The following is a 23457-nucleotide window of genomic DNA, read 5'->3' as shown; positions in this document are numbered from 1 at the left end:
ACGTCATTGCCTAAAGTCGCGGCTCCATTTCCGTAATCCAGTTCATGAAGGCGACGGGTTCCCGCGATGCGCTCCTCCCAGTTTTTCCTGCCCACCTTGAAGGAAACCCCGGCGGAGGCGCAGATCGCCTCGCACCGGCTGATGCTGCGCGCCGGCATGATCCGGCAGACCAGCGCCGGCATCTACGCCTGGTTGCCGCTGGGCTGGAAGGTCCTGCGCAAGATTTCGCAGATCGTGCGGGAGGAGCAGGACGCCGCCGGCGCCCAGGAACTGCTGATGCCCACCATCCAGTCGGCGGAGCTGTGGCGCCAGTCGGGCCGTTATGACGATTACGGCAAGGAGATGCTGCGCATCACCGACCGCCACGACCGTGAGCTGCTGTACGGCCCCACGAACGAGGAGATGATCACCGACATCTTCAAGACGTTTGTGCGCAGCTACAAGGACCTGCCCAAGAACCTCTACCACATCCAATGGAAGTTCCGGGACGAGATCCGCCCCCGCTTCGGCGTCATGCGCGGCCGTGAGTTCCTGATGAAGGACAATTACTCCTTCGACCTGGACGCCGAAGGGGCCAAGCTGTCCTACCGCAAGATGTTCCTGGCCTATCTGCGCACCTTCGCCCGCATGGGGCTGAAGGCCATCCCCATGCGCGCCGACACCGGCCCCATCGGCGGCGACCTCAGCCATGAGTTCATCATCCTGGCCGAGACGGGCGAAAGCGGCGTGTTCTGCCACAAGGATTGGCTGAACCTGGACGTGCTGCAGAACCCGCCCGAGGCCGGCAGCGACCTGAAGGACTTCTTCGCCAAGTACACCAGCATCTACGCCGCCACGGACGAGAAGCACGACCCCGCCACCTGCGAGGTGCCGGAGGACCAGCTGGTTTCCGCCCGCGGCATCGAGGTCGGCCACATCTTCTATTTCGGCACCAAGTATTCCAAGCCCATGGGCGCCGTCGTGGCCGGCCCGGACGGGGAGCCGGTGGCGGTGGAGATGGGCAGCTATGGCATCGGCGTGTCCCGCCTGATGGGCGCCATCATCGAATCCAGCCATGACGAGAACGGCATCATCTGGCCGGACGCCGTGGCCCCCTTCCACGTGGGCCTGATCAACCTGAAGGCCGACGACGCGGCGTGCGCCAGCCTGTGCGAGGATCTGTACGCCAAGCTGAACGCCGCCGGTGTCGAGACGCTGTACGACGACCGCAACGAGCGCCCGGGCGCCAAGTTCGCCGACATGGACCTGATCGGCCTGCCCTGGCAGCTGACCGTGGGCCCGCGCGGCCTGAAGGCCGGGGTGGTGGAGCTGAAGCGCCGCGCCACCGGCGAGAAGCGCGAGCTGCCGGTCGAGGCCGCCCTGGCCGAGCTGATCAAGGCCTGACCAGGACAAGAAACGGGACGCCCGCCCCTTTCGCGCATGATAGGGAGCGGGCGCCTTTTTTCCGCCCAGAATCACGCGCATTGCCTCCCCTGAATCCCTCCCCCTCGACCGCCGGGCCCTCATGATCTTTTCCGCCTTCGAACGCATGGTCGCGATGCGCTACCTCCGGGCGCGCCGGCAAGAGGGGTTCATCTCCGTCATCGCCGGCTTTTCCCTGCTGGGCATCGGCCTGGGCGTGGCCACCCTCATCATCGTCATGTCGGTGATGAACGGCTTCCGCACCGAACTGCTGGGCCGCGTGCTGGGCCTGTACAGCCATCTGGAGGTGCAGTCCCTGCTGGGCCCCATGCCGGAAAACGACGCGGTCACCCAGCGCCTGCTGGCCGTGCCCGGCGTCACCGCCGTCATGCCGACAGTGGAAGGGCAGGCCCTGATCACCCAGGACGGGACGGCCAGCGCGGCTTATGTCCACGGCATCACGCCGGAGGATTTCCGCCGCCGGCCCATCGTCTCCACCCATCTGGTCGAGGGGGCGGCCGAGGCCTTCGGCGCCGCCACCGGCGCCACGGGGGATGAGGCCAACCTGGGCGACGGTATCGCCATCGGCAGCCGCATGGCCAAGCGTCTGAACCTGCATGTGGGCGACCAGCTGCGCCTGGTCAGCCCGCGCTTCAACCAGACGGCCTTCGGCTCCATCCCGCGCGCCCGCACCTATCCCGTGGCCGCCATCTTCGACGTCGGCATGTACGACGTGGACAACAGCCTGATCTTCATGCCGCTGGCGGCGGCGCAGACCTTCTTCGGCGTGGCCAACGGCTACACCTCCATCGAGGTGTTCGTGCAGGACCCCACCCACATCGACCCCTACCTGGCCGCCGCCACCCGCGCGGCGGGGCAGGAGTACCGCGTTTATGACTGGCGCCAGCGCAGCGCCGCCTTCGTCAGCGCCATCGACGTGGAACGCAACGTCATGTTCCTGATCCTGTCGCTGATCATCCTGGTGGCGGCGTTCAACGTCATCAGCAGCATGATCATGCTGGTCAAGGACAAGGGGCGGGACATCGCCATCCTGCGCACCATGGGCGCCAGCCGGGGCATGGTGCTGCGCATCTTCTTCCTGACGGGCGCCAGCATCGGCGTGGTCGGCACCGTCTTCGGCATGGTCCTGGGCGTGCTGTTCACCAAGAACATCGAGGCCATCCGCCAGTTCCTGCAGGCCATCATCGGCCGCGACCTGTTCAACGCCGAGATCTATTTCTTCACCCAAATCCCGGCCAAGCTGGACTGGATGGAGGTGACGCAGGTGGGCGTCATGGCCCTGTTCCTGTCCTTCGCCGCCACCGTCTATCCCTCCTGGCGGGCCGCCCGCCTCGATCCGGTGGAGGCCCTGCGCTATGAGTGACGTGTCCGTCATGGAAAAGCCCATCATCCCGGCCACGGGCGATACCGTGCTGGAACTGTCCGGCGTCGTGCGCCGCTTCCAGCAGGCGGGCGCCGTGCTGGAGGTGCTGCGCGGTGCCGCCTGTTCGGTGCGCCGGGGGGAGATCGTGGCCCTGGTGGGGCCCAGCGGCGCCGGCAAGTCCACCCTGCTGCACATCGCGGGCCTGTTGGAACATGCCGACGGCGGTGTCATCCGCATCGACGGCCGCGACGCCGCCACGCTGGACGACGCCGGCCGCACCGCGCTGCGGCGGCAGACCATCGGCTTCGTCTACCAGTTCCATCACCTGCTGCCGGAGTTCAGCGCGGAGGAGAACATCGTCCTGCCGCAGATGATCGCCGGCGTGTCGAAGGCCGCCGCGCGGGAACGGGCCAAGGAGCTGCTGGCCCAGGTGGGCCTGGCCGCGCGCGGCAGTCACCGTCCGGCCCGCCTGTCCGGCGGCGAGCAGCAGCGCGTCGCCATCGCCCGCGCCCTGGCCAACCGGCCCAGCCTGCTGATCGCGGATGAGCCCACGGGCAACCTGGACCACCACACGTCCGACGACGTGTTCGCCCTGCTGACCCGCCTGGTGCGGGGCAGCGGTACCGGCCCGGGGGGACGCAAGGACGGCTTCGGCGCCCTGGTCGCCACCCACAACCTGGACCTGGCGGCGCGCATGGACCGGGTGGTGGAACTGCGGGACGGTGTGCTGGTGGAGTCTTGAGCCAGCAGACCCTGGACCTGCCGCCGGGCTTCGACCCCGACGCCGCCTGGCGCTATCACGGCCGCGACTGGTACCGCGACCGTGACGCCCCGGCGGAACGGGTGGCGGGCCCCGCGCTGACCAAGGCGCTGGAGTTCGACGGCCGGGCCTACCTGCTGACCCTCACGGCACCCGCCGGCGGCGGCACCCTGGTCATGGGCATGGACAGCGACGATCCCTTGATCCTGGCCCGTGCCCAGCGGGTGGCCTTGCGCATGCTGGGCCTGACGCCGGCGTTGGCCGATGCCGCCGCCGGGCTGGAGGCGCGGGCGAGCCGCGACGCGACGACGGCGCGCCTGGTGGGCCGCCGGCGGGGATACCGCCCGCCCCTGGCGGCCACGGTGTTCGAGGCGCTGGCCTGGGCCATCATCGGCCAGCAGATCAACCTGACCTTCGCCGCCGACCTGCGCCGCCAGCTGATCCTGCTGGCCGGCCGGCCGCACCCCTCGGGCATGATCGCGCATCCGGAGGCGGCGGCGGTGGCGGCCCTGGATCCGGAGCTGCTGACCGCCCGGCGCTTCTCCCGCTCCAAGGCGCGCTATTTGATCGATGCCGCCCAGGCGGCGGTGGACGGCCGGCTGGACTTGGCCGCGCTGGAGCGGCTGGATACCGACCCGGTCGGCGAGGCGGCGGCCGAGGCGGCGCTGCTGGCCCTGCGCGGCATCGGGCCGTGGACCACCAACTACGTGCTGATGCGCGGCTGCGGCCTGCCCGACCGGGTGCCGGTGGGCGACGCCGGCCTGGCGGCGGCCCTGCAACGCTTCCACGCCATGGACCGCCGCCCCACGGCTGAGGAGCAGGCCGCCCTGATGCGCCCCCACGCCCCCTGGCGCAGCCTGGCCACCGCCCATCTGTGGGCCAGCCTGGCCTGAGGCCACGCGGCGGAATGCCGCGGGCCTCCCGATCCTTCGATTCGGTTCCTTACACCGCCAGAGGCCGCCTTGCCGACAGGGGCGCAATTCTGAGATAAGGGACTCACAACCTTATGGGAATGGTCGGCATGCGATTCACCCTTTTAGGTGTCTTTCTGATGTCGGCCTTGGCGCTTGCCGCGCCGGCGGCATTGGCCGATCCCGCCGATTGCAAACTGGAGAAGGTGGCCGAACTGCCTCTGCGCCTGGAACACAACCAGGCGCTGGTGGAAACCACCATCAACGGCCAGCCGGTACGGGCGCTGTTGGACACCGGCGCCGACCTCACCACGATATCGAAGTCTGGCGCGGAACGGCTTGGGCTGGAGCTTACCGGCAATGACCGTGTGCACGGCATTGGCGGCGAGGTGCGGATGGGTATGGTGATGGTTTCAAAACTGGCGGCGGGCGACTGGTGGGCGGCCAATACCATCCTTCACGTGGCGGAGCATGACGACCCGGCGGCGGGCGTCGAAATGATCCTTGGCCAGGACATCTTCGCCCAATACGATATCGAGCTGGACGTGGCCAACGGCGCCGTTCGCTTCTTCCGGCCCCGGGATTGCGCCGGCGTGCCGCTGGCCTATTGGGCCCAGACCTACGCCCAGGCGCCCCTGCGCGTCCTTAACGGGGGTGTACGCCGTCACAACCAGGTGCGGGTGGCCATCAACGGCTACGAAACCTGGGCCTTGCTGGACACCGGTGCCGTGGCCACCCAGCTGTTCACCCGCACCGCCCGCCGCGCCAATGTCAATGAGGACGGGGCCGGCGTCGCACGGGGCCCCACCTTTCACGGCGTAGGCAGGAAGTCGGTGTCCACCTGGATCGCCACCTTCGATACCTTCGCCATCGGTGAGGAGACAATCCGGGGCGCTCGCCTGGCTTTCGGCGATTTTTCCGCCGGTTTCGACCCCGATGCCACGGAGATGTTCGGCATGATGCTGGGCATGGATTTCATCAAGGCGCACCGCATCTACATCGCTAACAGCCAGGGCAGCATCTATTTCACCAACGTAGCCCGCCCTGTCTTCGCGCCGCCGCAACAGGCGGCCGCGAATTGAGGAAGACCGGGATACGGTTGGCGGCCCTTCTGGCAGGCATTCTCGCCGCTCCCTTGCCGGCCCTGGCCGCAGATGCGGGCCGCTGCGGCCTTGCCAAGGTAATGGAACTGCCGGTGCGCCTGGAAGGCGGGCGGGTGGTGGCCGAGGGCACAATCAACGGCAAGCCTATCCGCATCATCCTCGACACCGGGTCCTACAAGACCCTGATTCCCCTGGCGGCCGCCCGCCGCCTGGAGCTGGATCCCCAGCTGCTGGCTTCGCTAGGCCACGGCAAGGGCATCGGCGGGACGGCGGCCATGGGGTCGGTGCCGGTACGCTCGCTGACCATCGGCGACTGGCGGGCCGACGCCATGAATATGCAGATCCTGGACAAAGATTTGGGCCCCAACACGGACCTCCTGCTGGGCCAGGACTTCTTCAGCCAGGCAGATCTGGAGCTGGACGTGGCTCATGGCATGGTCCGCATGCTGCGCCCGGAGAATTGCGAGGATGTGCCGCTGGCCTATTGGTCGGACCATTATGCCGAGGTGCCGATGCGCCTGCCTCAGGGGCGGCGCATCGGCAACGAATTGCGTGTCGCCCTGAACGGCTATGAATTCTGGGCCAAACTGGACACGGGCGCGCCCAGCAGCAGCGTCCAGGCCTGTGTCGCCCACCTGGCCGGGGTACACGAGACGGACCCCGGCGTTGTGGCCGGGGCCGACAGCCACGGCATCGGCAAGAAGGCTGTGCCCACCTGGATCGGCACCTTCGACCGCTTCACCGTGGGCGACGAGGTGCTGCGCCCGGTCCGTCTGCGCGTGGGTGATTTCGGCGGCTGTGAGGATGTGCAGCGCGCGGATTTCCACGGCATGCTGCTGGGCCTGGATTTCATCCGCGCCCATCACATCTACCTGGCCAACAGCCGCGGCCGCGCCTATCTCACGCTGCTGGATGAACCGGGGGCGGCGAACCGGGGCCCCATCTTCACGCCGTTCACAAAACAGGCCCCCGGCGGCCCACCGCCCGAACCGGCCCCCGGCGGCCCGCCGCCCGAACCGGAACGCGATCCCGCCGCCGGCGATTGATACCCATCTGGACAGTCCCCTGGCGACCTCGTGCCTGCCGTGGCAGGGTGATGTCGCGAAGGGATGGTGGAATAACAGTTGGGTGGAAATATGACTCAGGATGTGATGCCGGCCGTCGCGGTGTCCCGAGAGCGGTGGCACCAGGTGATGACGGTGGTGCGGGTCGCCAGCGGCAACTTCCTGGAAATGTACGATTTCATGGTGTTCGGCTATTTCGCCGGCGCCATCAGCCGCGCCTATTTCCCCAAGGGCAGCGACACCGCCGGCCTGCTGCTGACCTTCGCCACCTTCGGCGCCGGGTTCCTCATGCGACCCATCGGCGCCCTGGCGCTGGGCGCCTATATCGACCGCAAGGGGCGGCGCGACGGTCTGCTGCTGACCCTGGGCCTGATGTCGGTGGGCACCATCACCATCGCGCTCATGCCGGGCTACGCCACCATCGGCCTGTTGTCGCCCCTGCTGGTGCTGCTGGGCCGTCTGGTGCAGGGCCTGTCGGCGGGGGTGGAACTGGGCGGCGTCTCCGTCTATCTGTCGGAAATCGCGACGCCGGGCCGCAAGGGCTTCTACGTCAGCTGGCAGTCGGCCAGCCAGCAGGTGGCGGTCATGGTGGCGGCGCTGATCGGCGTGGCGCTGACCTTCTACCTTCCGCCCGACACCATGCAGGCCTGGGGATGGCGTATCCCCCTGGTGGTGGGCTGCCTGATCGTGCCCTTCCTGTTCCATATCCGCCGGTCCCTGACCGAGACGGAGGTTTTCCTGGCGCGCAAGCACCGGCCCACGGTGGGGGAGATCCTGGCCTCCGTGGCGGCCAACTGGGGGGTGGTGCTGACGGGCGTGGGCCTGGTGCTGATGACCACCGTGTCCTTCTATTTCATCACCGCCTACACCCCCACCTTCGGCCGCGACGCCCTGCACCTCAGCGACATGGACGCCCTGCTGGTGACCCTGGCCGTGGGCGCCAGCAACCTGCTGTGGCTGCCCCTGTCGGGCGCGCTGTCCGACCGGGTGGGGCGCCGGCCCATCCTTGTAGCCTGCACCGTGCTGGCGCTGGCCACCGCCTACCCGGCCTTGAGCTGGCTGGCCGACGCGCCCAGCTTCGGCCGCCTGCTGGGCGTGGAGCTGTGGCTGTCCTTCCTCTACGCCTGTTACAACGGCGCCATGGTGGTCTACCTGACCGAGATCGTGCCCGCCGCCGTGCGCACGGCGGGCTTTTCGCTCGCCTACAGCCTGGCCACCGCGGCCGGCGGCTTCACCCCCTTCGTCAGCACCTATCTGGTGAAGCACGGCGGCAACGCCGCCATGCCGGGCCTGTGGCTGTCGGCGGCCGCGTTCTGCGGCCTGGTGGCCGTGCCGGTCAGCACGCGCTTCGCCAAGCAGCACGCGGAGGGATGAGGGGGCGGTGTCATCTCCCCCGCGCCAACCACACGGTGTGCCGGCCGCAGTCCGGGTCCTCGGCGCGGTACTCCACGACATCGAAGCCGTGCGCGTCCAGCAGGACGCGGTATTCGGCCGGGTCCAGGCTGGCGTGGTATAGCGGCTCGCCGGCGTAGTCTCCCATGGCCACGCCGTGGCGGGGGCCGCTGGTGAACATCAAGGCCGCACCGGGCAGGGCGTGTCGTTGGAATACGGCGAACAGGGCGCGCTGGTCGTCGAAATCCAGGTGGAAGAAGCTGTTCCATGCCAGGATGCCGGCGTAGCGCCGGCCCAGATCCAGGCCGCGCATGTCGGCCAGGCGCCAGTCCTGCTCCGGCATGCGGACGCGGGCCAGGTCCAACAGGGCGGGGGCAGCGTCCACGCCGGTGACGGCGCGGCCCCGCGCCACCAGGTAGGTGGCCATGGGGTCGCCACCGCCGCAGCCCAGATCCAATATAGGTCCAGGCGGCGCCAGGGCCACGAAGCGGTCTAGCCAGGGGCCTTCCATGTGGGGGCGGCGGCGCTGGGCGGCCTGACGGTCGGCCTCCCACGCCAGGCCGTGGCGCCGGTACAGGTCGATGATGCGGTCGGCGTCGTCGTCCACGGGGCAAATCCTTGGTGCGGCCTGTTTCCATCCTGGCCCATCCAGCGATAGGCCAAGCGGGGCGGCGGCACAAGGGCACCGGTGCCGGTCAGGCGGCGCGCACCGTCGCCAGGAACTCCGCCACCTCCCGCCGCAGATGCTCGGACTCGGTCGACAGGCTGTGCGCGGCGGCCAGCACCTGCGTGGCGGCGGCCCCGGTTTCCCCGGCGGCTTGGGTGACGCTGGCGATGGTGCTGGACACCTCGCTGGTGCCGGCGGCGGCTTGGGTGATGCTTCCGGCGATGTCGTTCGCCGCGGCGCTCTGCTGGTCGACGGCAGCCGAAATCGCGGCGGCGATGCCGCTGATCTCCCCGATGGTGTCGGCGATGGCGGATATGGATTGGCCGGCCGCGTTGGAGGCGCGCTGGATGTCGCTGACGCGTGTCGCGACCTCCTCGGTGGCCCTCGCGGTTTGGGTCGCCAGGGCCTTGACCTCGCTGGCGACGACCGCGAACCCCTTGCCCGCCTCGCCCGCGCGGGCGGCCTCGATGGTCGCATTCAGCGCAAGCAGATTGGTCTGGCTGGCGATCTCGCTGATCAAGGCCACCACGGCGCTGATGTCGGCGGCGGAGCCCTTTAAGGTGGTGACCGTTCCGACCGTCTCGTCGGTGGTGGCGACGGCCGCCGATGCCACGGTCGAGGACCGGGCCACCTGACGGCTGATCTCGCCGATCGAAGCCGACAGTTCCTCGGTCGCGCTGGCGACGGTGTTGACGTTGGCGGCGGCGGCATCGGCGGCGCCGGCCACCGTCTGCGACTGGCGGCTGGTTTCCTTGGCGGTGGCGGCCATGGTCTGGGCCGCGGCCTGCATTTCCGTGGCGGCGCCCGCCACGGCGTCGACCACCCCCTTGACGGAGCTTTCGAAACGGGACGCCATGCCCAGCAGCGCCGCCTTGCGCCGCGCCTCGGCCTCCTGCTTTTCGCGTGCCGCGGCCTCTTCCATGGCGCGGACGCGCAGGGTGCTTTGCTTGAACGCCTCGGCGGCCTGGGCCAGGTCGCCGATCTCGTCCTGGCGGCCCAGCCCCCGCACTTCTACGGTCGTGTCGCCGGCCGTCAAGCGGGACATGACGGTGATAATGCCGCTGATGCCCCCGGTCACGGACCGGACGACGATAAGCGCGAGGATGATGCCGCCGACGATGCCGAGCGCGCTGACGCCGACGGTCAGGATCATGGTGCGGCTGAAGCGCGCCACCGACTCGTCGAAAATCCGTTTCGCTTCGTTGACCTGCAGGGCGGTCAGCGGCGCCAGCCGCTCCATCACCCGATCAAAGGCCTCCCGGTCCTGGGTGTCGCCACCGGCCAGTTGCCGATACGCGGTGTAGGCCGGCTCGAACGCCCGCGCCAGGCCGGCTTCTTCCGGCGTCAGGTAAGTCGACATGTAGTGGGACCAGGCCGCGTCCAAACCCTTGTCGGCGCCGGCGGTGGTCGTGCCGGCGCCGCGCGCCGCGCGCAGCCGGTACAGGTTGTCCTGAACGGCGGTCAGGTCGGCCAGCGCGACCGTGCGGTCCTCGTAAACGCTCTTAAGGTCCTGGTTGGCGGTCCAGGCCCCGCGCAGACCCATGAAGCCGGTCAAGACGGCGACAAGCGCCAAGCAACCCACCAGGAGAGTGAGGCGAACCCCAATCTTCACGTCATTCAGCATCGCAGGACGGTCCCTCGAATATTCATTCGCGGAATTCTGCGGCCTGGACTCTGAAGCGATGCTTAATGGAGTACCTAAAAAGGGGCGCGCGAACGGATAGCGTCAGTTCAGTGAATTAACCACCGACAGCAGCAGCCCCAGCCTGGTGGACGCGATGGCCCAGCGCCACCCTGGTCGCACCCCAGATTCAATATCGGTCCAGACGGCGCCAGGGCAAGGAAGCGGTCCAGCCAGGGGCCTCCCACGCCAGGCCGTGGCGCCGGTATAGGTCGATGATGCGGGCCGCGTCGCTCATGATATCGTTCCGGGAAACGGGGTAGCGTTTATTGGGTACGCCGGCCGGGCAGGGTGCGGTTCGGTGCGGCGACGCTGGATACCCTGAAGGTAGAGCTGCAATAAATTAGCAGAATATCGACTCTGGGTTGTGGTCTGCTGATCAGGGTCAGATGCCCCGAAGAGGGCGCCGTTTTGGCGGTGGAGGCCCCATGTCGATTTCGCCCTATACTCTATATCTGGACCAGTCCGCCCACCTGGACTGGGACTGGCTTTACACCTTCGAGCAGAACTTCTGGTACTACAAGTATGGACAAGGGGTGAAAGCCATCCTGGACCAGGCCATCGCCAACGTGTCCGCCCCCACGGTCGATGACGTCACCTATTATTACACCATCTGCGAGATGGGGTATTTCAAGCGCTACATCGACGTTTCGCCGGACCAGGTCAGCGCGCTGCAGCAGGTGCTAAAGAGCGGCGACACTTTCCAGGTATTGGGCGGCGGCATCACCTCGCCGGATTGCCTGGTCTGCGCGGGGGAAGCCTTTCTGCGCAACTACCTCGTGGGCCATGTGTGGCTGTCACAGGCGCTTCCCTTCATCACGCCCAAGCCGCACTGCTGGATCCCGGATGATTTCGGCCAGGATCCGGAACTGCCCGTGCTGACCCAGGCGCTGGGCTTCACCGGTATCGGTTTCTCCCGCCTGCCGGGAAGTAACAGCACCTGCCCGGTGCCCGACCCGACCCAATCGCCCGCCGGCCAGGACTGGCCGGCCACTCATTTCGACTTCACCTGGCAGGCTTCGGACGGGTCGACCGCCATCACGCACTGGATGCCCGACAGTTACGCCTTCGGCAACCAATTGGGCAGTCCCGCCCAGGCCTCTCAAATCTCGCTGTTCACCAACGCCTACCTGCCGACCCAGGACAGCGACCCGGTCCAGTACGGTGCCGCGGCCACCCCCTACCTTTACATCCCCATCGACAACGATTTCAGCACGCCGCTGACGGGGCTGCAGGCGGCCGTCACCCAGTGGAACGACAACCAGGTGTTCGGCGGCGGCGCCCAGGCGACCAACACGCAGGTGACGCTGGGGACCTTCGACACCTTCATCACCCAGTTGCAGCAGAACCAGGCCGACTATCCCCTGCCCCTGCTGGCGCCCTACAACGGCACACCGTATTGGACCGGCTATTACGCCAGCCGCATGGCGCTGAAGACGCTGCACAACCGGGCGCTGCGCGCGCTGGTGGCGGCCGAGGTGTTCGGGCTGCTGACCCGGCCCAGCGACACCACCTACAACAACGCCCTGCCCACCGGTTTCTGGGACGATCTGGCGGCGGCCTGGATGGCCTTCCTGCCCAGCACGCACCATGATTATATCTGCGGCACCGCCAACGATGCCGTCTACGCCACCGAACAGTTGCCCCTGCTGCGTGGTGTGGCGGGCACGGCGGCCGGTCTGCGTGCCACGGCCCTGAACGCCTTGGCCTCCATGATGGCGCCCAGCGAGGATAAGTATCCCGTGCTGGTGGCCAATTCCCTGGGTTTCGCCCGCACGGGCCTGGTCGCCATATCCGACGTGGCCGTGCCCGGCCTGGACCAGGTCACCTTCGAGGGCAAGCAGAGCGCGGCCCAGATCTCCTCGGAGGGGGAGATGCTGTTCATCGCCACGGTCGACAGCCTGGGCTATGACGCCAGCGGCAGCCTGTCCGCCGGCTTCTCCAGCGGGGCTGGGACGAAGGGCACGCCCCCCGTCAGCATCACGCCGGCCACCAGCGGCGGCGGTTACGTGCTGCAGAACGATTATCTGATCGCCACCATCTCGCCCGCCGCCAACTGGGGTGTGGAATCGTTGGTCGACCAGTCGACCAGCACCGACATCCTCTCGGGCACCGGCAACGACATGACCTTCTATGTCGACCAGGGCGGGCTCTACCAGTTCGGCAACGAATATGTCGATGGGACCTACCCCTTCCACCCCGATACGGACGTCGCCACCACCACCACCGGCGCCTGCTTGGGTGCCGTGGTGCTGGAGACGGGCCCCGTGCGGGTCAGGCTGCGCACCGTCGTGGCGTACGCGGTGAATGGGACGACGATCCGCTACACCCGCGACTATGAGCTGGTGGCGGGAGAGCCGTTCCTGCGCATGGTGACCACGGGCCAGGCGCCGTCCGGCTATTCCGTCATGGCCCGCTTCCCGTTGTCGGCGGCGGTGACCGGCCTGGTGCACGGCACGCCCTATCACTGGACCACGCAACAGCCCCTGCGCACCGATGCCGGCCAGCCCTTCTGGGGGCCGCCCACCTTCCAGGCCACCCACAACTTCGTGCTGCCCCAGGATCAGGCCGGTGACACGCTGGCGGCCCTCTACCACGGCGGCATTCCGGCCTGGGCCCATGACGCGGACGGCGCGCTGGTCGGCTGCCTGATGCGCAACACGCCCACCAGCGGCGGCCACGGCGCCAGCGGGACGGATACCGGAGCCCATACCCTGGCGTACGCCCTGCGTGTGCCGGGGGGGCTGGGCACACCGGACAGCGGCGCGCCCTTGCAGGAGGCGCTGTCCTATAATACCCCGCTGCGGGGCGCCTTGCTGCCCAGCCAGACGGGTGTCACCAACGGCCTGCCCCAGCGGGACAGCATCGCCGCCGTCACCACCGGTACCGCCATCCTGACCGCCGCCAAACCCGGCAGCTTCGCCGCCAATTCGGACAGCGTCGTGCTGCGGCTCTATTCCCCGGCCAATCAGGCCCAGGACGTGACCGTCACGCTGGGGGCCGGCCTGGCGCCGTCGCAGGCGGTGGCGGTCACGGCGGCGGAGGGGCCATGGACAGGGCCGGACCAGGGGGTGAGCCTCAGCGGGGGGACCGTCACCCTGACGATGACCAACGCCCTGACCACCCTGCAGCTCAGCTGAGGCCACCGGTTTTCCGGGTGGGACACCTCACCCCACCGGCAGCAGCAGTTGGGCCTTCAGCCCTGGGCCATTGTCGTCCAGCACCAGGGTGCCGCCGTGACGCTGGGCCACCGCGTCCACCAGGCTGAGGCCCAGGCCGCTGCCGGGGCGGGCCTGGTCGCGGTCCAGGCGGAAGAAGCGCTCGCGCACCCGCTCGCGGTCCTCCGCCGGGATGCCGGGGCCGTTGTCGGCCACGGTCACCTTCACGCGGGATGGACCATCGGCGGTGACGGTCAGGCTGACATGGCCACCCTCGGGCGTATATTTCAGGGCGTTGTCCAGCAGGTTGGCCAGCGCCTGGCCCAGCAGCTGGCGGTTGCCCTGGACCGTGGCGGCCGGGCCGGTGGCCTCCACCGCCATGGTGAAGGTGATGCCCTGGTCCTCCGCCACCGCGTCGTACAACTCACCGGTGCTGAGCGCCAGGGTGTCCAGCGGCACGGGGGCGATGGGCAGGTTGCCGCCGGATTCCACCTCCGCGATGGCCAGCAGGGCGCGGAAGGTGGCCAGCAGATGGTCCACCTCCTCGATCGCGGCCTCCAGCACCTCGCGCGGGTTCTCCACGGTGTCGTGCATCAAGGCCAGTTCCAGGCGCGTGCGCAGGCGGGTGAGGGGGGTGCGCAGGTCGTGGGCAATGCCCTGGCTGACATGGCGGATGCCGGCCACCAGCGCCTCGATGCGGTCCAGCATGGCGTTCAGCGTGTGGGCCAGCTGGTCGAACTCGTCGCCGCTGCCCGTCAGGGGCACGCGGCTGACCAGCATGCCCTCGCGGATGGCCTCCGCCGTGCGGGTGACGCCATCCAGGCGGCGCAGCCAGACGCGGCTCATGGCCAGGCCGCCCACCAGGCCCAGCACCAGGGCCAGGCCCATGCTCCAGCCGATGACGCGCTCCAGCCGCTCGCGCAGCACCCGCACCTCGCCCAGGTCGCGGCCCACCAGCACCCGGTAGCCGCCGGGCAGGACCGCGATCAGGGCGCGCACGTCGCCGGGCCGCACCTGGCCGCTGCTGGGATCCTTCACCGGCAGGTTGGCCCAGCCGGCCTCGTCCACGCCCTTGGGCCAGAACTGGTTGCCGGCCAGGGTGGCGCCCGAGCCCGCCGACAGGATGTAGATGGAGGAGGCGTTGCCCATGCCGCGTTCGTTCACCGCCTCCGCCAGACTGGCCATGCCCCCGGTGCGGTAGCGGTCGGCCAGGGCCTGCATGTCCTCGCGGATGCCGGTGTCGGCCTGGCCAGCGAGGAACCCCGCCGTGGACCAGTAGATCAGCCACAGCACCAGCAGGACGGAGCCAATGAACAGCCCCAGATAAATCAGGGCGAAGCGGAAGGTGGTGGTGCGCAGCAGCCGGCCCAGATGTCGGTGCCGGTCGGACGGCAGGTCGCCGCCCGCCGCCTCTGACGCCGGGCGTTTCACGGACGTAAGCAATACCCGGCCCCCCGCACGGTCTGGATCAGGGGCGGGTCGAAGCCTTTGTCCACCTTCTGGCGCAGGCGCGCGATGTGCACGTCGATGACGTTGGTCTGCGGGTCGAAGTGATAGTCCCACACCTGCTCCAGCAGCATGGTGCGGGTCACCACGCTGCCGGCGTTGCGCATCAGGCATTCCAGCAGCTGGAACTCGCGTGGCAGCAGGTCGATGACTTTGGCGCCCCGCTTCACCGTGCGGGCCAGCAAATCCATCTCCAGGTCGCCCACCACCAGCTTGGTGGCCTGGGCCTGCGGCGCGGCCCGGCGGCGTCCCAGGCTTTCCAGCCGGGCCAGCAGCTCGGAAAAGGCGTAGGGCTTGGTCAGATAGTCGTCGCCCCCGGCGCGCAGGCCGGTCACCCTGTCCTCCACGCTGCCCAGGGCGCTCAGCACCAGCACGGGCGTGTCGTTGCCGGCGGCGCGCAGCAGGCTGACCAGGGACAGGCCGTCGCGGCCGGGCAGCATCCGGTCCACCACCAGCGCGTCGTAATGCTCCGCTCCTGCCAGGTACAGCCCCTGGGTGCCGTCGGGCGCGTGGTCCACGGCGTGCCCCGCCTCCTTCAGGCCTTTCAGCATGTAGGCGGCGGCCTGGGCGTCGTCCTCGATGACTAGGATCTTCATGGGGGGAACCTGGGTTGGGGAGGCGCTAGACAAAGGGCCGGGCGGTGGTGTTCCGCCCGGCCCCTCAAGTCTTCATGGATCGGGACTTGGCATCCCGGAGACGCATCAGCCCTTGGGCGTCACGGGCAGGGGCAGGAACATCTGCTGGTCACCGCGGCGGACCAGCAGCAGGACGGATTTGCGGCCGTCCTTCTTGGCCTTTTCCACCTGGCTGTTCACGTCCGCCGGCGCCTTCACGCTTTCGTTGTTCACGCTGGCGATGATGTCGCCGGGGCGCAGGCCCAGCTCGTCCTTGCCGGGGTCGACGATGACGACGCCCTGGGCGTCACTGTCCAGGCCCATGCGCTCCCGCGTGCGGTCGTCCAGCTTGCCCAGCTTCAGGCCGGCCACGGAGGTGTTGTCACCCTTGCCGTCCGGCGAGGTGGAGCCGCCGGGGCCGTTGTCCTTGTCGCCGCTGTTGGGCGCCTCGCCCAGCTTCACGGAGACGGTGATGGCCTTGCCGCCGCGCAGCACGCCCAGGTCCACGGTCTTGCCCGGGTCGATGCCGGCCACGTTGCGGGCCAGGTCGCGCTGGTTGTCGATGGACTTGCCGTTGATGCTTTGCACCACGTCGCCCTGCTTCAGGCCGCCCTTCTCCGCCGGGCTCTTGGGCGACACGGCGTTGATGATGGCGCCCTTCGGCTCCTTCAGGCCCAGGCTGTCGGCAATCTCCGGCGTCACCGCCTGCAGGGTCACGCCCAGATAGCCGCGCTGCACATGGCCGGTGGCCTTCAGCTTCTCGATCACCGGCTTGGCCACGTTGGACGGGATGGCGAAGCCGATGCCGACCGAGCCGCCGGTGGGCGAGAAGATGGCGGTGTTGATGCCGATGACCTCGCCGTTGGCGTTGAAGGTCGGGCCGCCGGAATTGCCCTTGTTGATCGAGGCGTCGATCTGCAGGAAGTCGTTCAGGTTGGCGGCGTCGATGTCACGGCCGCGGGCCGAGACGATGCCGGCGGTGACGGTGCCGCCCAGGCCGAAGGGGTTGCCCACGGCGATCACCCAGTCACCCGGGCGCATCTTGTCGCTGTCGCCGAAGGCCAGGGCCTGCAGCGGCTTCTTGGGCTCGACCTTCAGCAGCGCCAGGTCCGACCGCTCGTCCTGGCCCACGATCTTGGCCGGCACGTCGTCGGTCTGGTCCTGGAAGTGCACCTTCACCTCGTCGGCACCCTCGATGACGTGGCGGTTGGTGACGATGTAGCCGCTGGGGTCGATGACGAAGCCCGAGCCCAGGGCGGATTCGATGCGCGGGCGGCCGTTGCCGCCACGGCCGCCGCCCGGCAGCGCCTCGTCCGGCAGGCCGAAGTGGCGCATCATCTCCTGCAGTTCCTGCGGCACCTGCGGCGTCGTCACCTTGTGCGCGGCGGTGATGGTCACCACCGCCGGCGTCACCTTCTCCACCAGGTCGGCGAAGCTGGGCAGGGAGGCCGGGCTGGCGGCGTGGGCGGTGATGGCGGCCGGCGGTGCCACCAGCGCGGTGCCGGTCATCAGGCCGATGGCCAGCGCAGTGACGGCCAGACGGGGAAAGCGCTTCTTGGCGGTGCGAACGGTGGGCAGGGAGGTCATGGTCTCAAGCTCGCTTTCACGAATGGTATTTCTTGGTCTTTGAGCGTCCGGAACTTGCCCAGCATGGGCCGGGTTCCGCAGGATGAGGTCAGGGAATTGCGGCCGGATTGCGGATCGGCCGCCGGTGCTGAGATATCAGGGGCTCAGGTATCGATGGAGCCATCGTCGAAACCGCCGTCGTCGGCGCTGTCGTAGCTGGCGTCCTGATACCCGCTGTTGTCGTCGCGATAGGCGTCGTCACGGTAGTTGGCGTCCTGGCGGCCGGAGTCGTAGCGGTCGCCGTTCTCATTAACGATAGTCTCGTTGACGGTGGTGTTGTTGATCACCGTTTCCTCCACCCGGTCGCCGCCATAGCCGGCCCCCCAGGGGGAACCGCCCCCGAAGCCGCCGCCCAGGCCGCCATGGCCGCCCCGGAACAGGGATTCCACCGCGTCGGCCGCCAGCACGCCGCCAGCGACGCCGGCCATGGTCTCGAACATGCCGCGCATGAAGCTGCGGGGCTGGGCGTAGGCGGGCGGCGCGCCGTAGGTCGGTTGGCCGTATGCCGGCTGCGGCGCGGCGTAGGCCTGGCCGTAGGGCTGCTGGGGCTGCTGCTGAGCCGGGTAGGAGGACTGGCCCCAGGGGCCGGAGGGCTGACTGGCGGGCTGCCCCGGAGGCTGGTTGAACGACTGGCCGCTGGACTGGCCGGTGAAGGGCGGGGGCCCGCCCTGCGGCCGGCTGGCGGCGTTCTGCTGCAGGTCGGCCAGCCGGCGCTGCGCATCCACCAGCGCCTCCTGCTGGGCCAGCAGGGCCTGGGCCATGATGTAGGGCAGGGCGGGCTGGCGCGACAGCGCCTCACCCACCAGGCGGTCCGATTCAGGGTCGCGGGGCATGCCGTCCAGTCGGGACACACGCGCCAGCATGGCTGTCAAATCTTCGCGGTCCTTCGGGGTCATGATGGTTCCTCGACTGCTTTCCTTTGTTACCGTCTTAACACGGCGGCCCAACTAACATGGGGCGATCATCGCCCGCCGCAACGAGGATGATCATGGTCGGGACAGACTTTCCAGCCCGTGGCAGCAGGATTAAGTTTTTTTCATGCGGCGGCGGGCCTAAAGCGATAGGAACGCCTCTTCCTTTTGACTTGCCGAGGATGCCCCGCCGGGGCACGCCGTCTGCCCATGGCCATCATGCTCCCCCTGGCGCCGCCCGCCTACACGCCTGACGAGATGCGCGCCCGCGTCTTGTACCAGGACGCCGACGTCCTGGTCGTGGACAAGCCCTACGGCCTGCCGGTGCATTACGGCACCAAGTCCACCGACCATCTGGAACGCTATCTGCCCTGGCTGGTAGCCGAGGGCGCGCCGCCGCCGCGCCTGGCCCACCGCCTGGACAAGGACACCACCGGCTGCCTGGTGCTGGGCCTGAACGAGATGGCGTCCACCCGCCTGGGAAAGCTGTTCCTGGCGGGCCGGGTGGGCAAGCGCTACTGGGCGGTGGTCAAGGGCCGGCCGGAGACGGCCGAGGGGCGTATCGAGCTGCCGCTGATCAAGCGTCCGGTGCCGGGATGTTCCCGCATGATGGTGGATCATGAGGAGGGCAAGCACGCCCTGACCGAATGGCGGCTCATGGCCACCGGTACCGATTCGGACGGGCAGGTCCTGTCATGGCTGGAGCTGACGCCGCGCACGGGTCGTATGCACCAGCTGCGGGTGCATTGCGAGGCCATGGGCTGGCCCATGCTGGGCGATCCCATCTATGGCCGTGACTGGCGGGTGGAAGGCGGCCGCGACCCGGCGCCGGCCATCCCGCTGCACCTGCACGCCCGCTGGGTGGCCTTGCCGTGGTGGGCCCCGTCCGAGCCGCCGCTGGAGGCCACGGCGCCGTTGTCCCCGCATCTGGCCGCCACTTTCCGACGCCTGGGCTTTACCCCGGAACACAGATGACCGAAGCGACGACGGGTTGGCCCGGGGGCGGCGTATAAGCACTGTCGCCGACGGTGCCGGGCGGCCAAAAGAGAAAAGGTCGGTGGCATGGCACCACCGACCCAGTAGGCTTGGAAGGAATTCAAGACAGGACGGCAGCAGACCGCCTTGGCTTGAGGTAGATCCACTACGCGACCGGACAGGCCAGGACGCCGGCCCGATCTCCGCAGGTACGGGGAACGTCCGCCGGGCAGGGTGGTCTAGAACCCCAGCCCGGGTACTTGCCGGCGCCGTTCCCGCCCTCTCGGTTGGGGCAGAAGGGACGGGAAGTCGCTCGCGGTCTAGAACGAGCGGGCGCCGGTGCCACCAGCCAAGGAGACGGCGCCGCGGGCGGGGGGTTGGGGCTCCCGTCCGGGGCTGTCGCCGTCTCCATCGGCTGGCGACAAGGGGACAGTGCCACGCCAAGCTGACCGCATCCTGACAAGGATGCCGGGCATAACGATTTTCGGGCGTCGTCACATTTTTGCCCTTCGGGCGTGCCATAAGCCGCCATAAGCCATTGCCGTGCCCCGCCGGCACCCTGCCGTTCCCGCCGATTCCGACTCCGCTGCCTTCGAGAGGCGCCCTGCGTGACTGTAGACTGGGCGTTAACCTTCCTGGGATAGGGTTGGGGCCGCGGGGGAACGCCTTGGGCACCCGCGGCTTGGCTATTTGGGGTGCCGTTTGGTGCCGTTTGCGTCCGGAACCCTTCCGCATCGCCGCGGATGATGCGATAGAGTTCCGTGAGGCGGACGCCGCTGCATGATCACGTTGTCAGAACCCGAGTCAGATACCGCTCCCATGTTGACCTCCCTCTCGGCCGCGTCCGGTTCCAAAGCGCAGCAGGCGGCGGCACCTGCGGCCAAGCGCCTGTCCATCGTCATCCCCATGCATAATGAGGAAGGCAACCTGGCCGCCCTGTTCCAGCGCCTGGTCCCGGTGCTGGAAGGCATCGGCCTGCCATTCGAGATCATTTGCGTGGACGACGGCTCGCGCGACGGCACCTTCGCCGCCCTCAGGGGCCACCAGGCGCTCGAACCCCGGCTGAAGCTGTTGCGCCTGTCGCGCAACTTCGGGAAGGAGGCGGCCATGTCCGCCGGCCTGCGCCACGCCGTCGGCGACGCCGTCGTGCTGATGGACGGCGATTTGCAGCACCCCCCCGAGACCATCGCCACTTTCGTGGAGCAGTGGCGCCAGGGCATGCAGATGGTCTATGGCGTGCGCGCCAGCCGGCTGACCGACCCGTGGCTGCGCCGCTTCCTGACCAAGATCTATTACCGCCTGCTGGACAATCTGTCCGAGGTGACGTTGCCGCGCGGCGCTGGTGACTTCCGCCTGCTGGACCGCAGCGTGGTCGACGCCCTGAACGCCATGCCCGAGCGCAACCGCTTCATGAAGGGCCTGTTCAGCTGGGTGGGCTTCCGCCAGGTGGCCGTGCCGTTCGAGGTGGCGCAGCGCCATGCCGGCGCCACCTCCTTCAACTTCTGGCGCCTGTTGCGCTTCGGCCTGGACGGTGTCGCCTCCTTCAGCAACGTGCCGCTGCGCGTCTGGTCCTGGCTGGGTATCGCCCTGTCGGTGCCCTCCTTCTTCTACGGCCTGGTCATCATCACCAAGACCATCATGTTCGGGCGTGACACGCCCGGCTACGCCTCGCTCATGGTGGCGGTCCTGTTCCTGGGGGGCGTACAGCTCATCGGCCTGGGCGTCCTGGGCGACTATCTCGGCCGCGTCTTCACCGAGGTGAAGGGCCGCCCGATGTACCTGGTGAACGAGAAGGTGGGCTTCGATGATGCGCCACTCGCGGGTGGCGCCGGGGGGCATCCCTGACCTCCATGCCCCTCCTCCGTTCCCCTGACACGCCGGCCGCTGGCCGTCCGCACGCAGCATCTGGAATGCCGTCCATCGGCGCCGGGCGCATGGTGCCGGCCGGCGCGCGGCTGGGTGCGCCCCTGTGGCGCCGCCTGTCGCTCTGGGATGTCGTCTTCTGGCTGGTCATGGCGGCGGCGGTCGCGGTCGTGTCCTCCACCTTCCCCGACTTCGGCATCACGTTTGACGAGCCGCTGCACGTGGAATACGGCCAGCGGGCGCTGGAATGGTATGCCTCGCTGGGCAAGGACCGCGCGGTCCTGGAATTCCAGAACCTCTACCTCTACGGCGCCCTGTTCGACACGGTCGAGGCGCTGTTCGAAAACCTGCTGCCGCTGGATGTCTATGCCACCCGCCGCCTGATCGGTGGCCTGACCGGCCTGCTGGGCGTGCTGGCCGTGCGCCGCATCGCCAGGGATATCGCGGGTGAAGAGACGGGCGCGCGCGCCGGGCTGATCGCCGGCCTGTGCCTGCTGCTGATTCCCGACTGGTGGGGCCATTCCTTCGCCAACCCCAAGGACGTGCCGTTCGCCGTCGCCGCCGCCTGGACCCTGTCCTGGCTGGTGCGGGTGGGGCGCAGCCTGGACGCCGACGCCAAGGGGCCGTCGCTGCGCTCCGTCGCCATGCTGGGCCTGTGCTTCGGCATGGCGCTGGGCATCCGCGTGGGCGGGGTGCTGCTGGCCGGTCCCATCATGCTGACGCTGCTGGCCCACCTGGCCAAGGGCGTGCTCGCCGGTGACACCGCGCGGCAGACGGGTGCCACGGCCTGGCGCCTGGTGCGCCGGATGTGGATCGCCGCGCCCATCGCCTATGTCGTCATGGTGGCGGCGTGGCCGTGGGCCCAGGTGAACCCGCTGCGCCACCCGATGGAGGCGCTGGCCGAGTTCTCCAAGTTTCCCATGGATTTCACCTTCACCTTCGCCGGGGTGCAGGTGCGCACCACCAACCTGCCCTGGTGGTACCTGCCCGTGGGTTTCGGCGTGAAGCTGCCGGAGGTGGAACTGCTGGGCCTGGCCGCGATCGCGGCCTTCGGTGTCGTGGCCGCCCTGCGCCGGCCCTTCCCGGCGGGCGTGCGCCTGGACGGCGTGGCGCTGACCACCGCCGTGCTGCTGCCGCCGGCCGCCGTGGTGGCGACGGACGCCGTGCTGTACGATGGCATCCGCCACATGCTGTTCCTGATGCCGCCCCTGGCCACGGCCGCCGGCCTGGGCCTGAACGGCCTGCTGACGCGCCTGCCCCTGCGCTGGCCGCGCAATTTCTGGCTGAACCCCTTCATGGCCGCGCTGCTGGTGGCCTGCGCCGCCGTGCAGGTCGGGTTCATGGTCCACCTGCACCCCTATGAGACCATCTGGTTCAACCGCTTCGTGGGCGGCGTGCGCGGTGCCGGCCCGAAGTTCGAGCTGGACTACTGGGGCAGTTCCCTGTCCGAGGCGGCCAAGCGCCTGACCGACACCATGGTGAAGCTGGAAGGTCCGCAGGCCTTGACCCAGCCCTACCGCATCCGCGTTTGCGGCCCGCCCACGTCAGTGTTCCACTACCTGCCGCCGGCCTGGAAGCCGACGCGCCGCAACACCGGCCCGGTCGATTTCTACCTTGCCTTCACCCGCTGGGCCTGCAAGGAAATCCCGGCGGGCCAGGACATCGTGCGCATCGAGCGCGATGGGGAGGTGCTGGCCTATGTGCGTGATTTGCGGGAGCCGCCGCAGTAGGGCGCGGCCCCTGTACAACGTCTCAGCCGGTACTAGGACGCGACCGCGTCCGCCGGAGCGTTTTGGGAAGCGTAGCGGACTGAAACGCGAGGAAGCCAAGGCCACGGATGTGGCCGCCCGGCGATTGAGGGGCCTTTGATCGTCCAAGATCAAAGGCATAAACAAGGGAGATCGCCAGATGAAGCTGTTCGGCCTTGCGGGGTGGAGCGGTTCGGGCAAGACCACCTTGATGGTCCGGCTGATCCCGGAACTGACGGGGCGCGGCTATGACGTCTCCACCCTGAAGCACGCCCACCATGATTTCGACGTGGACCAGCCGGGCAAGGACAGCCACCGCCACCGCACGGCCGGCGCCACCGAGGTGCTGGTGGCCTCGTCCCAGCGCTGGGCCCTGATGCATGAGCTGCGCGGCGCGGCCGAGCCGACGCTGGCCGACCTTGTCGCCAAGCTGTCGCCGGTGGATCTGGTTCTGGTCGAAGGCTTCAAGCGCGACCCCATTCCCAAACTGGAGATCTGGCGGGCGGAAAACGGCAAGGCGCCGCTGTTCCCGGACGACCCCACCATCGTGGCCCTGGCGGCGGACGGCCCGCTGCCGGTGGAGGTGCCGGCGGGCCTGCGGCGTTTCCCCCTGGATGCGGTTGTGGACATCGCCGCCTTCATCCTGGCCCATGTCGGCCTGCCCCCTGGCGGCATGCCGTGCGCTGACTGAGA

General features: G+C 68.7%; 18 protein-coding genes. 12 read left to right on the top strand and 6 right to left on the bottom strand.

The genetic code is table 11. From position 1 onward, the window contains the following. The first annotated feature begins 66 nt into the window (after positions 1-66). The 7 genes from proS (at position 67) to tcuC (ending at position 7997) form a co-directional block, all read left to right on the top strand. The gene (proS, locus tag Y958_RS20130; RefSeq protein WP_088873680.1) at positions 67-1383 is read left to right on the top strand and encodes a proline--tRNA ligase; all 1317 of its coding nucleotides are present in this window, start codon (positions 67-69) and stop codon (positions 1381-1383) included. Positions 1384-1504: 121 nt separating this feature from the next. Further along, on the top strand, positions 1505-2785 hold the full coding sequence (locus Y958_RS20125) for a lipoprotein-releasing ABC transporter permease subunit (RefSeq protein WP_088873679.1): 1281 nt from the start codon (positions 1505-1507) through the stop codon (positions 2783-2785). Continuing rightward, positions 2778-3527, top strand: coding sequence for an ABC transporter ATP-binding protein (locus tag Y958_RS20120; RefSeq protein WP_244909480.1), 750 nt, complete (start codon positions 2778-2780; stop codon positions 3525-3527). Before Y958_RS20125 ends, Y958_RS20120 begins: the two co-directional genes overlap by 8 nt. Further along, positions 3524-4438: a DNA-3-methyladenine glycosylase family protein gene (locus tag Y958_RS20115; RefSeq protein WP_088873678.1), complete on the top strand. Its 915-nt coding sequence runs from the start codon at positions 3524-3526 to the stop codon at positions 4436-4438. Before Y958_RS20120 ends, Y958_RS20115 begins: the two co-directional genes overlap by 4 nt. A 158-nt stretch (positions 4439-4596) precedes the next feature. Next, positions 4597-5538, top strand: a complete 942-nt coding sequence (locus tag Y958_RS20110; RefSeq protein WP_186291367.1) for an aspartyl protease family protein — start codon at positions 4597-4599, stop codon at positions 5536-5538. 17 nt (positions 5539-5555) lie between these two features. Next, a complete protein-coding gene (locus Y958_RS20105; RefSeq protein WP_088873676.1) occupies positions 5556-6605 on the top strand; it encodes a retropepsin-like aspartic protease in 1050 nt (349 codons plus the stop codon). Between the two features lie 105 nt (positions 6606-6710). Next, entirely contained in the window at positions 6711-7997 is a 1287-nt protein-coding gene (gene tcuC / locus Y958_RS20100; protein WP_088874119.1) for an MFS transporter, read from the top strand. A 10-nt stretch (positions 7998-8007) separates the two neighbouring features. Here tcuC and Y958_RS20095 read toward each other — a convergent pair whose 3' ends face one another. Together Y958_RS20095 and Y958_RS20090 are read right to left on the bottom strand one after the other, a co-directional pair. After that, positions 8008-8622, bottom strand: coding sequence for a class I SAM-dependent methyltransferase (locus Y958_RS20095; protein WP_088873675.1), 615 nt, complete (start codon positions 8620-8622; stop codon positions 8008-8010). Positions 8623-8710: 88 nt separating this feature from the next. Next, positions 8711-10306, bottom strand: coding sequence for a methyl-accepting chemotaxis protein (locus tag Y958_RS20090; protein WP_088873674.1), 1596 nt, complete (start codon positions 10304-10306; stop codon positions 8711-8713). Positions 10307-10791: 485 nt separating this feature from the next. Between Y958_RS20090 and Y958_RS20085 the strand changes: the two genes are divergently transcribed. Continuing rightward, positions 10792-13503: a glycoside hydrolase family 38 N-terminal domain-containing protein gene (locus Y958_RS20085; RefSeq protein ID WP_186291366.1), complete on the top strand. Its 2712-nt coding sequence runs from the start codon at positions 10792-10794 to the stop codon at positions 13501-13503. A 27-nt stretch (positions 13504-13530) separates the two neighbouring features. Here the strand turns inward: Y958_RS20085 and Y958_RS20080 are convergent, their stop codons facing one another. From Y958_RS20080 to Y958_RS20065, 4 genes are all read right to left on the bottom strand, one after another. After that, on the bottom strand, positions 13531-14952 hold the full coding sequence (locus Y958_RS20080; RefSeq protein WP_244410879.1) for a sensor histidine kinase: 1422 nt from the start codon (positions 14950-14952) through the stop codon (positions 13531-13533). Continuing rightward, positions 14949-15623, bottom strand: a complete 675-nt coding sequence (locus tag Y958_RS20075) for a response regulator transcription factor (RefSeq protein WP_088873672.1) — start codon at positions 15621-15623, stop codon at positions 14949-14951. Before Y958_RS20075 ends, Y958_RS20080 begins: the two co-directional genes overlap by 4 nt. A gap of 105 nt (positions 15624-15728) precedes the next feature. Continuing rightward, the gene (locus Y958_RS20070; protein WP_088873671.1) at positions 15729-17228 is read right to left on the bottom strand and encodes a Do family serine endopeptidase; all 1500 of its coding nucleotides are present in this window, start codon (positions 17226-17228) and stop codon (positions 15729-15731) included. A gap of 143 nt (positions 17229-17371) precedes the next feature. Further along, positions 17372-18163: a DUF2076 domain-containing protein gene (locus Y958_RS20065; RefSeq protein WP_088873670.1), complete on the bottom strand. Its 792-nt coding sequence runs from the start codon at positions 18161-18163 to the stop codon at positions 17372-17374. Positions 18164-18388: 225 nt separating this feature from the next. Between Y958_RS20065 and Y958_RS20060 the strand changes: the two genes are divergently transcribed. The 4 genes from Y958_RS20060 (at position 18389) to mobB (ending at position 23455) form a co-directional block, all read left to right on the top strand. Next, positions 18389-19153, top strand: coding sequence for an RluA family pseudouridine synthase (locus Y958_RS20060; RefSeq protein ID WP_244909478.1), 765 nt, complete (start codon positions 18389-18391; stop codon positions 19151-19153). A gap of 819 nt (positions 19154-19972) precedes the next feature. Beyond that, on the top strand, positions 19973-20998 hold the full coding sequence (locus Y958_RS20055; protein ID WP_186291365.1) for a glycosyltransferase family 2 protein: 1026 nt from the start codon (positions 19973-19975) through the stop codon (positions 20996-20998). Positions 20999-21063: 65 nt separating this feature from the next. After that, complete coding sequence (locus Y958_RS20050; protein WP_145727681.1) at positions 21064-22746, top strand: hypothetical protein; 1683 nt, start codon at positions 21064-21066, stop codon at positions 22744-22746. Positions 22747-22924: 178 nt separating this feature from the next. Further along, entirely contained in the window at positions 22925-23455 is a 531-nt protein-coding gene (gene mobB, locus Y958_RS20045) for a molybdopterin-guanine dinucleotide biosynthesis protein B (protein WP_088873668.1), read from the top strand. Positions 23456-23457 lie beyond the last annotated feature (2 nt).

The organism is Nitrospirillum viridazoti CBAmc, from assembly GCF_000730165.1.
Classification (GTDB): Bacteria; Pseudomonadota; Alphaproteobacteria; order Azospirillales; family Azospirillaceae; genus Nitrospirillum; species Nitrospirillum viridazoti.
The sequence above is the reverse complement of the archived record's forward strand: the minus strand, read 5'-3'. Positions and strand labels throughout refer to the sequence as shown.

Bases quoted from the DNA above. Each gene is read 5' to 3' on its own strand.
- proS (WP_088873680.1), top strand. From the start codon at position 67: ATGCGCTCCTCCCAGTTTTTCCTGCCCACCTTGAAGGAAACCCCGGCG.
- Y958_RS20050 (WP_145727681.1), top strand. From the start codon at position 21,064: ATGCCGTCCATCGGCGCCGGGCGCATGGTGCCGGCCGGCGCGCGGCTG.
- Y958_RS20090 (WP_088873674.1), bottom strand. From the start codon at position 10,306: ATGCTGAATGACGTGAAGATTGGGGTTCGCCTCACTCTCCTGGTGGGT.
- Y958_RS20070 (WP_088873671.1), bottom strand. From the start codon at position 17,228: ATGACCTCCCTGCCCACCGTTCGCACCGCCAAGAAGCGCTTTCCCCGT.
- Y958_RS20110 (WP_186291367.1), top strand. From the start codon at position 4,597: ATGTCGGCCTTGGCGCTTGCCGCGCCGGCGGCATTGGCCGATCCCGCC.
- Y958_RS20085 (WP_186291366.1), top strand. From the start codon at position 10,792: ATGTCGATTTCGCCCTATACTCTATATCTGGACCAGTCCGCCCACCTG.
- Y958_RS20125 (WP_088873679.1), top strand. From the start codon at position 1,505: ATGATCTTTTCCGCCTTCGAACGCATGGTCGCGATGCGCTACCTCCGG.
- Y958_RS20120 (WP_244909480.1), top strand. From the start codon at position 2,778: ATGAGTGACGTGTCCGTCATGGAAAAGCCCATCATCCCGGCCACGGGC.
- Y958_RS20075 (WP_088873672.1), bottom strand. From the start codon at position 15,623: ATGAAGATCCTAGTCATCGAGGACGACGCCCAGGCCGCCGCCTACATG.
- Y958_RS20065 (WP_088873670.1), bottom strand. From the start codon at position 18,163: ATGACCCCGAAGGACCGCGAAGATTTGACAGCCATGCTGGCGCGTGTG.
- tcuC (WP_088874119.1), top strand. From the start codon at position 6,711: ATGCCGGCCGTCGCGGTGTCCCGAGAGCGGTGGCACCAGGTGATGACG.
- Y958_RS20055 (WP_186291365.1), top strand. From the start codon at position 19,973: ATGTTGACCTCCCTCTCGGCCGCGTCCGGTTCCAAAGCGCAGCAGGCG.
- mobB (WP_088873668.1), top strand. From the start codon at position 22,925: ATGAAGCTGTTCGGCCTTGCGGGGTGGAGCGGTTCGGGCAAGACCACC.
- Y958_RS20060 (WP_244909478.1), top strand. From the start codon at position 18,389: ATGGCCATCATGCTCCCCCTGGCGCCGCCCGCCTACACGCCTGACGAG.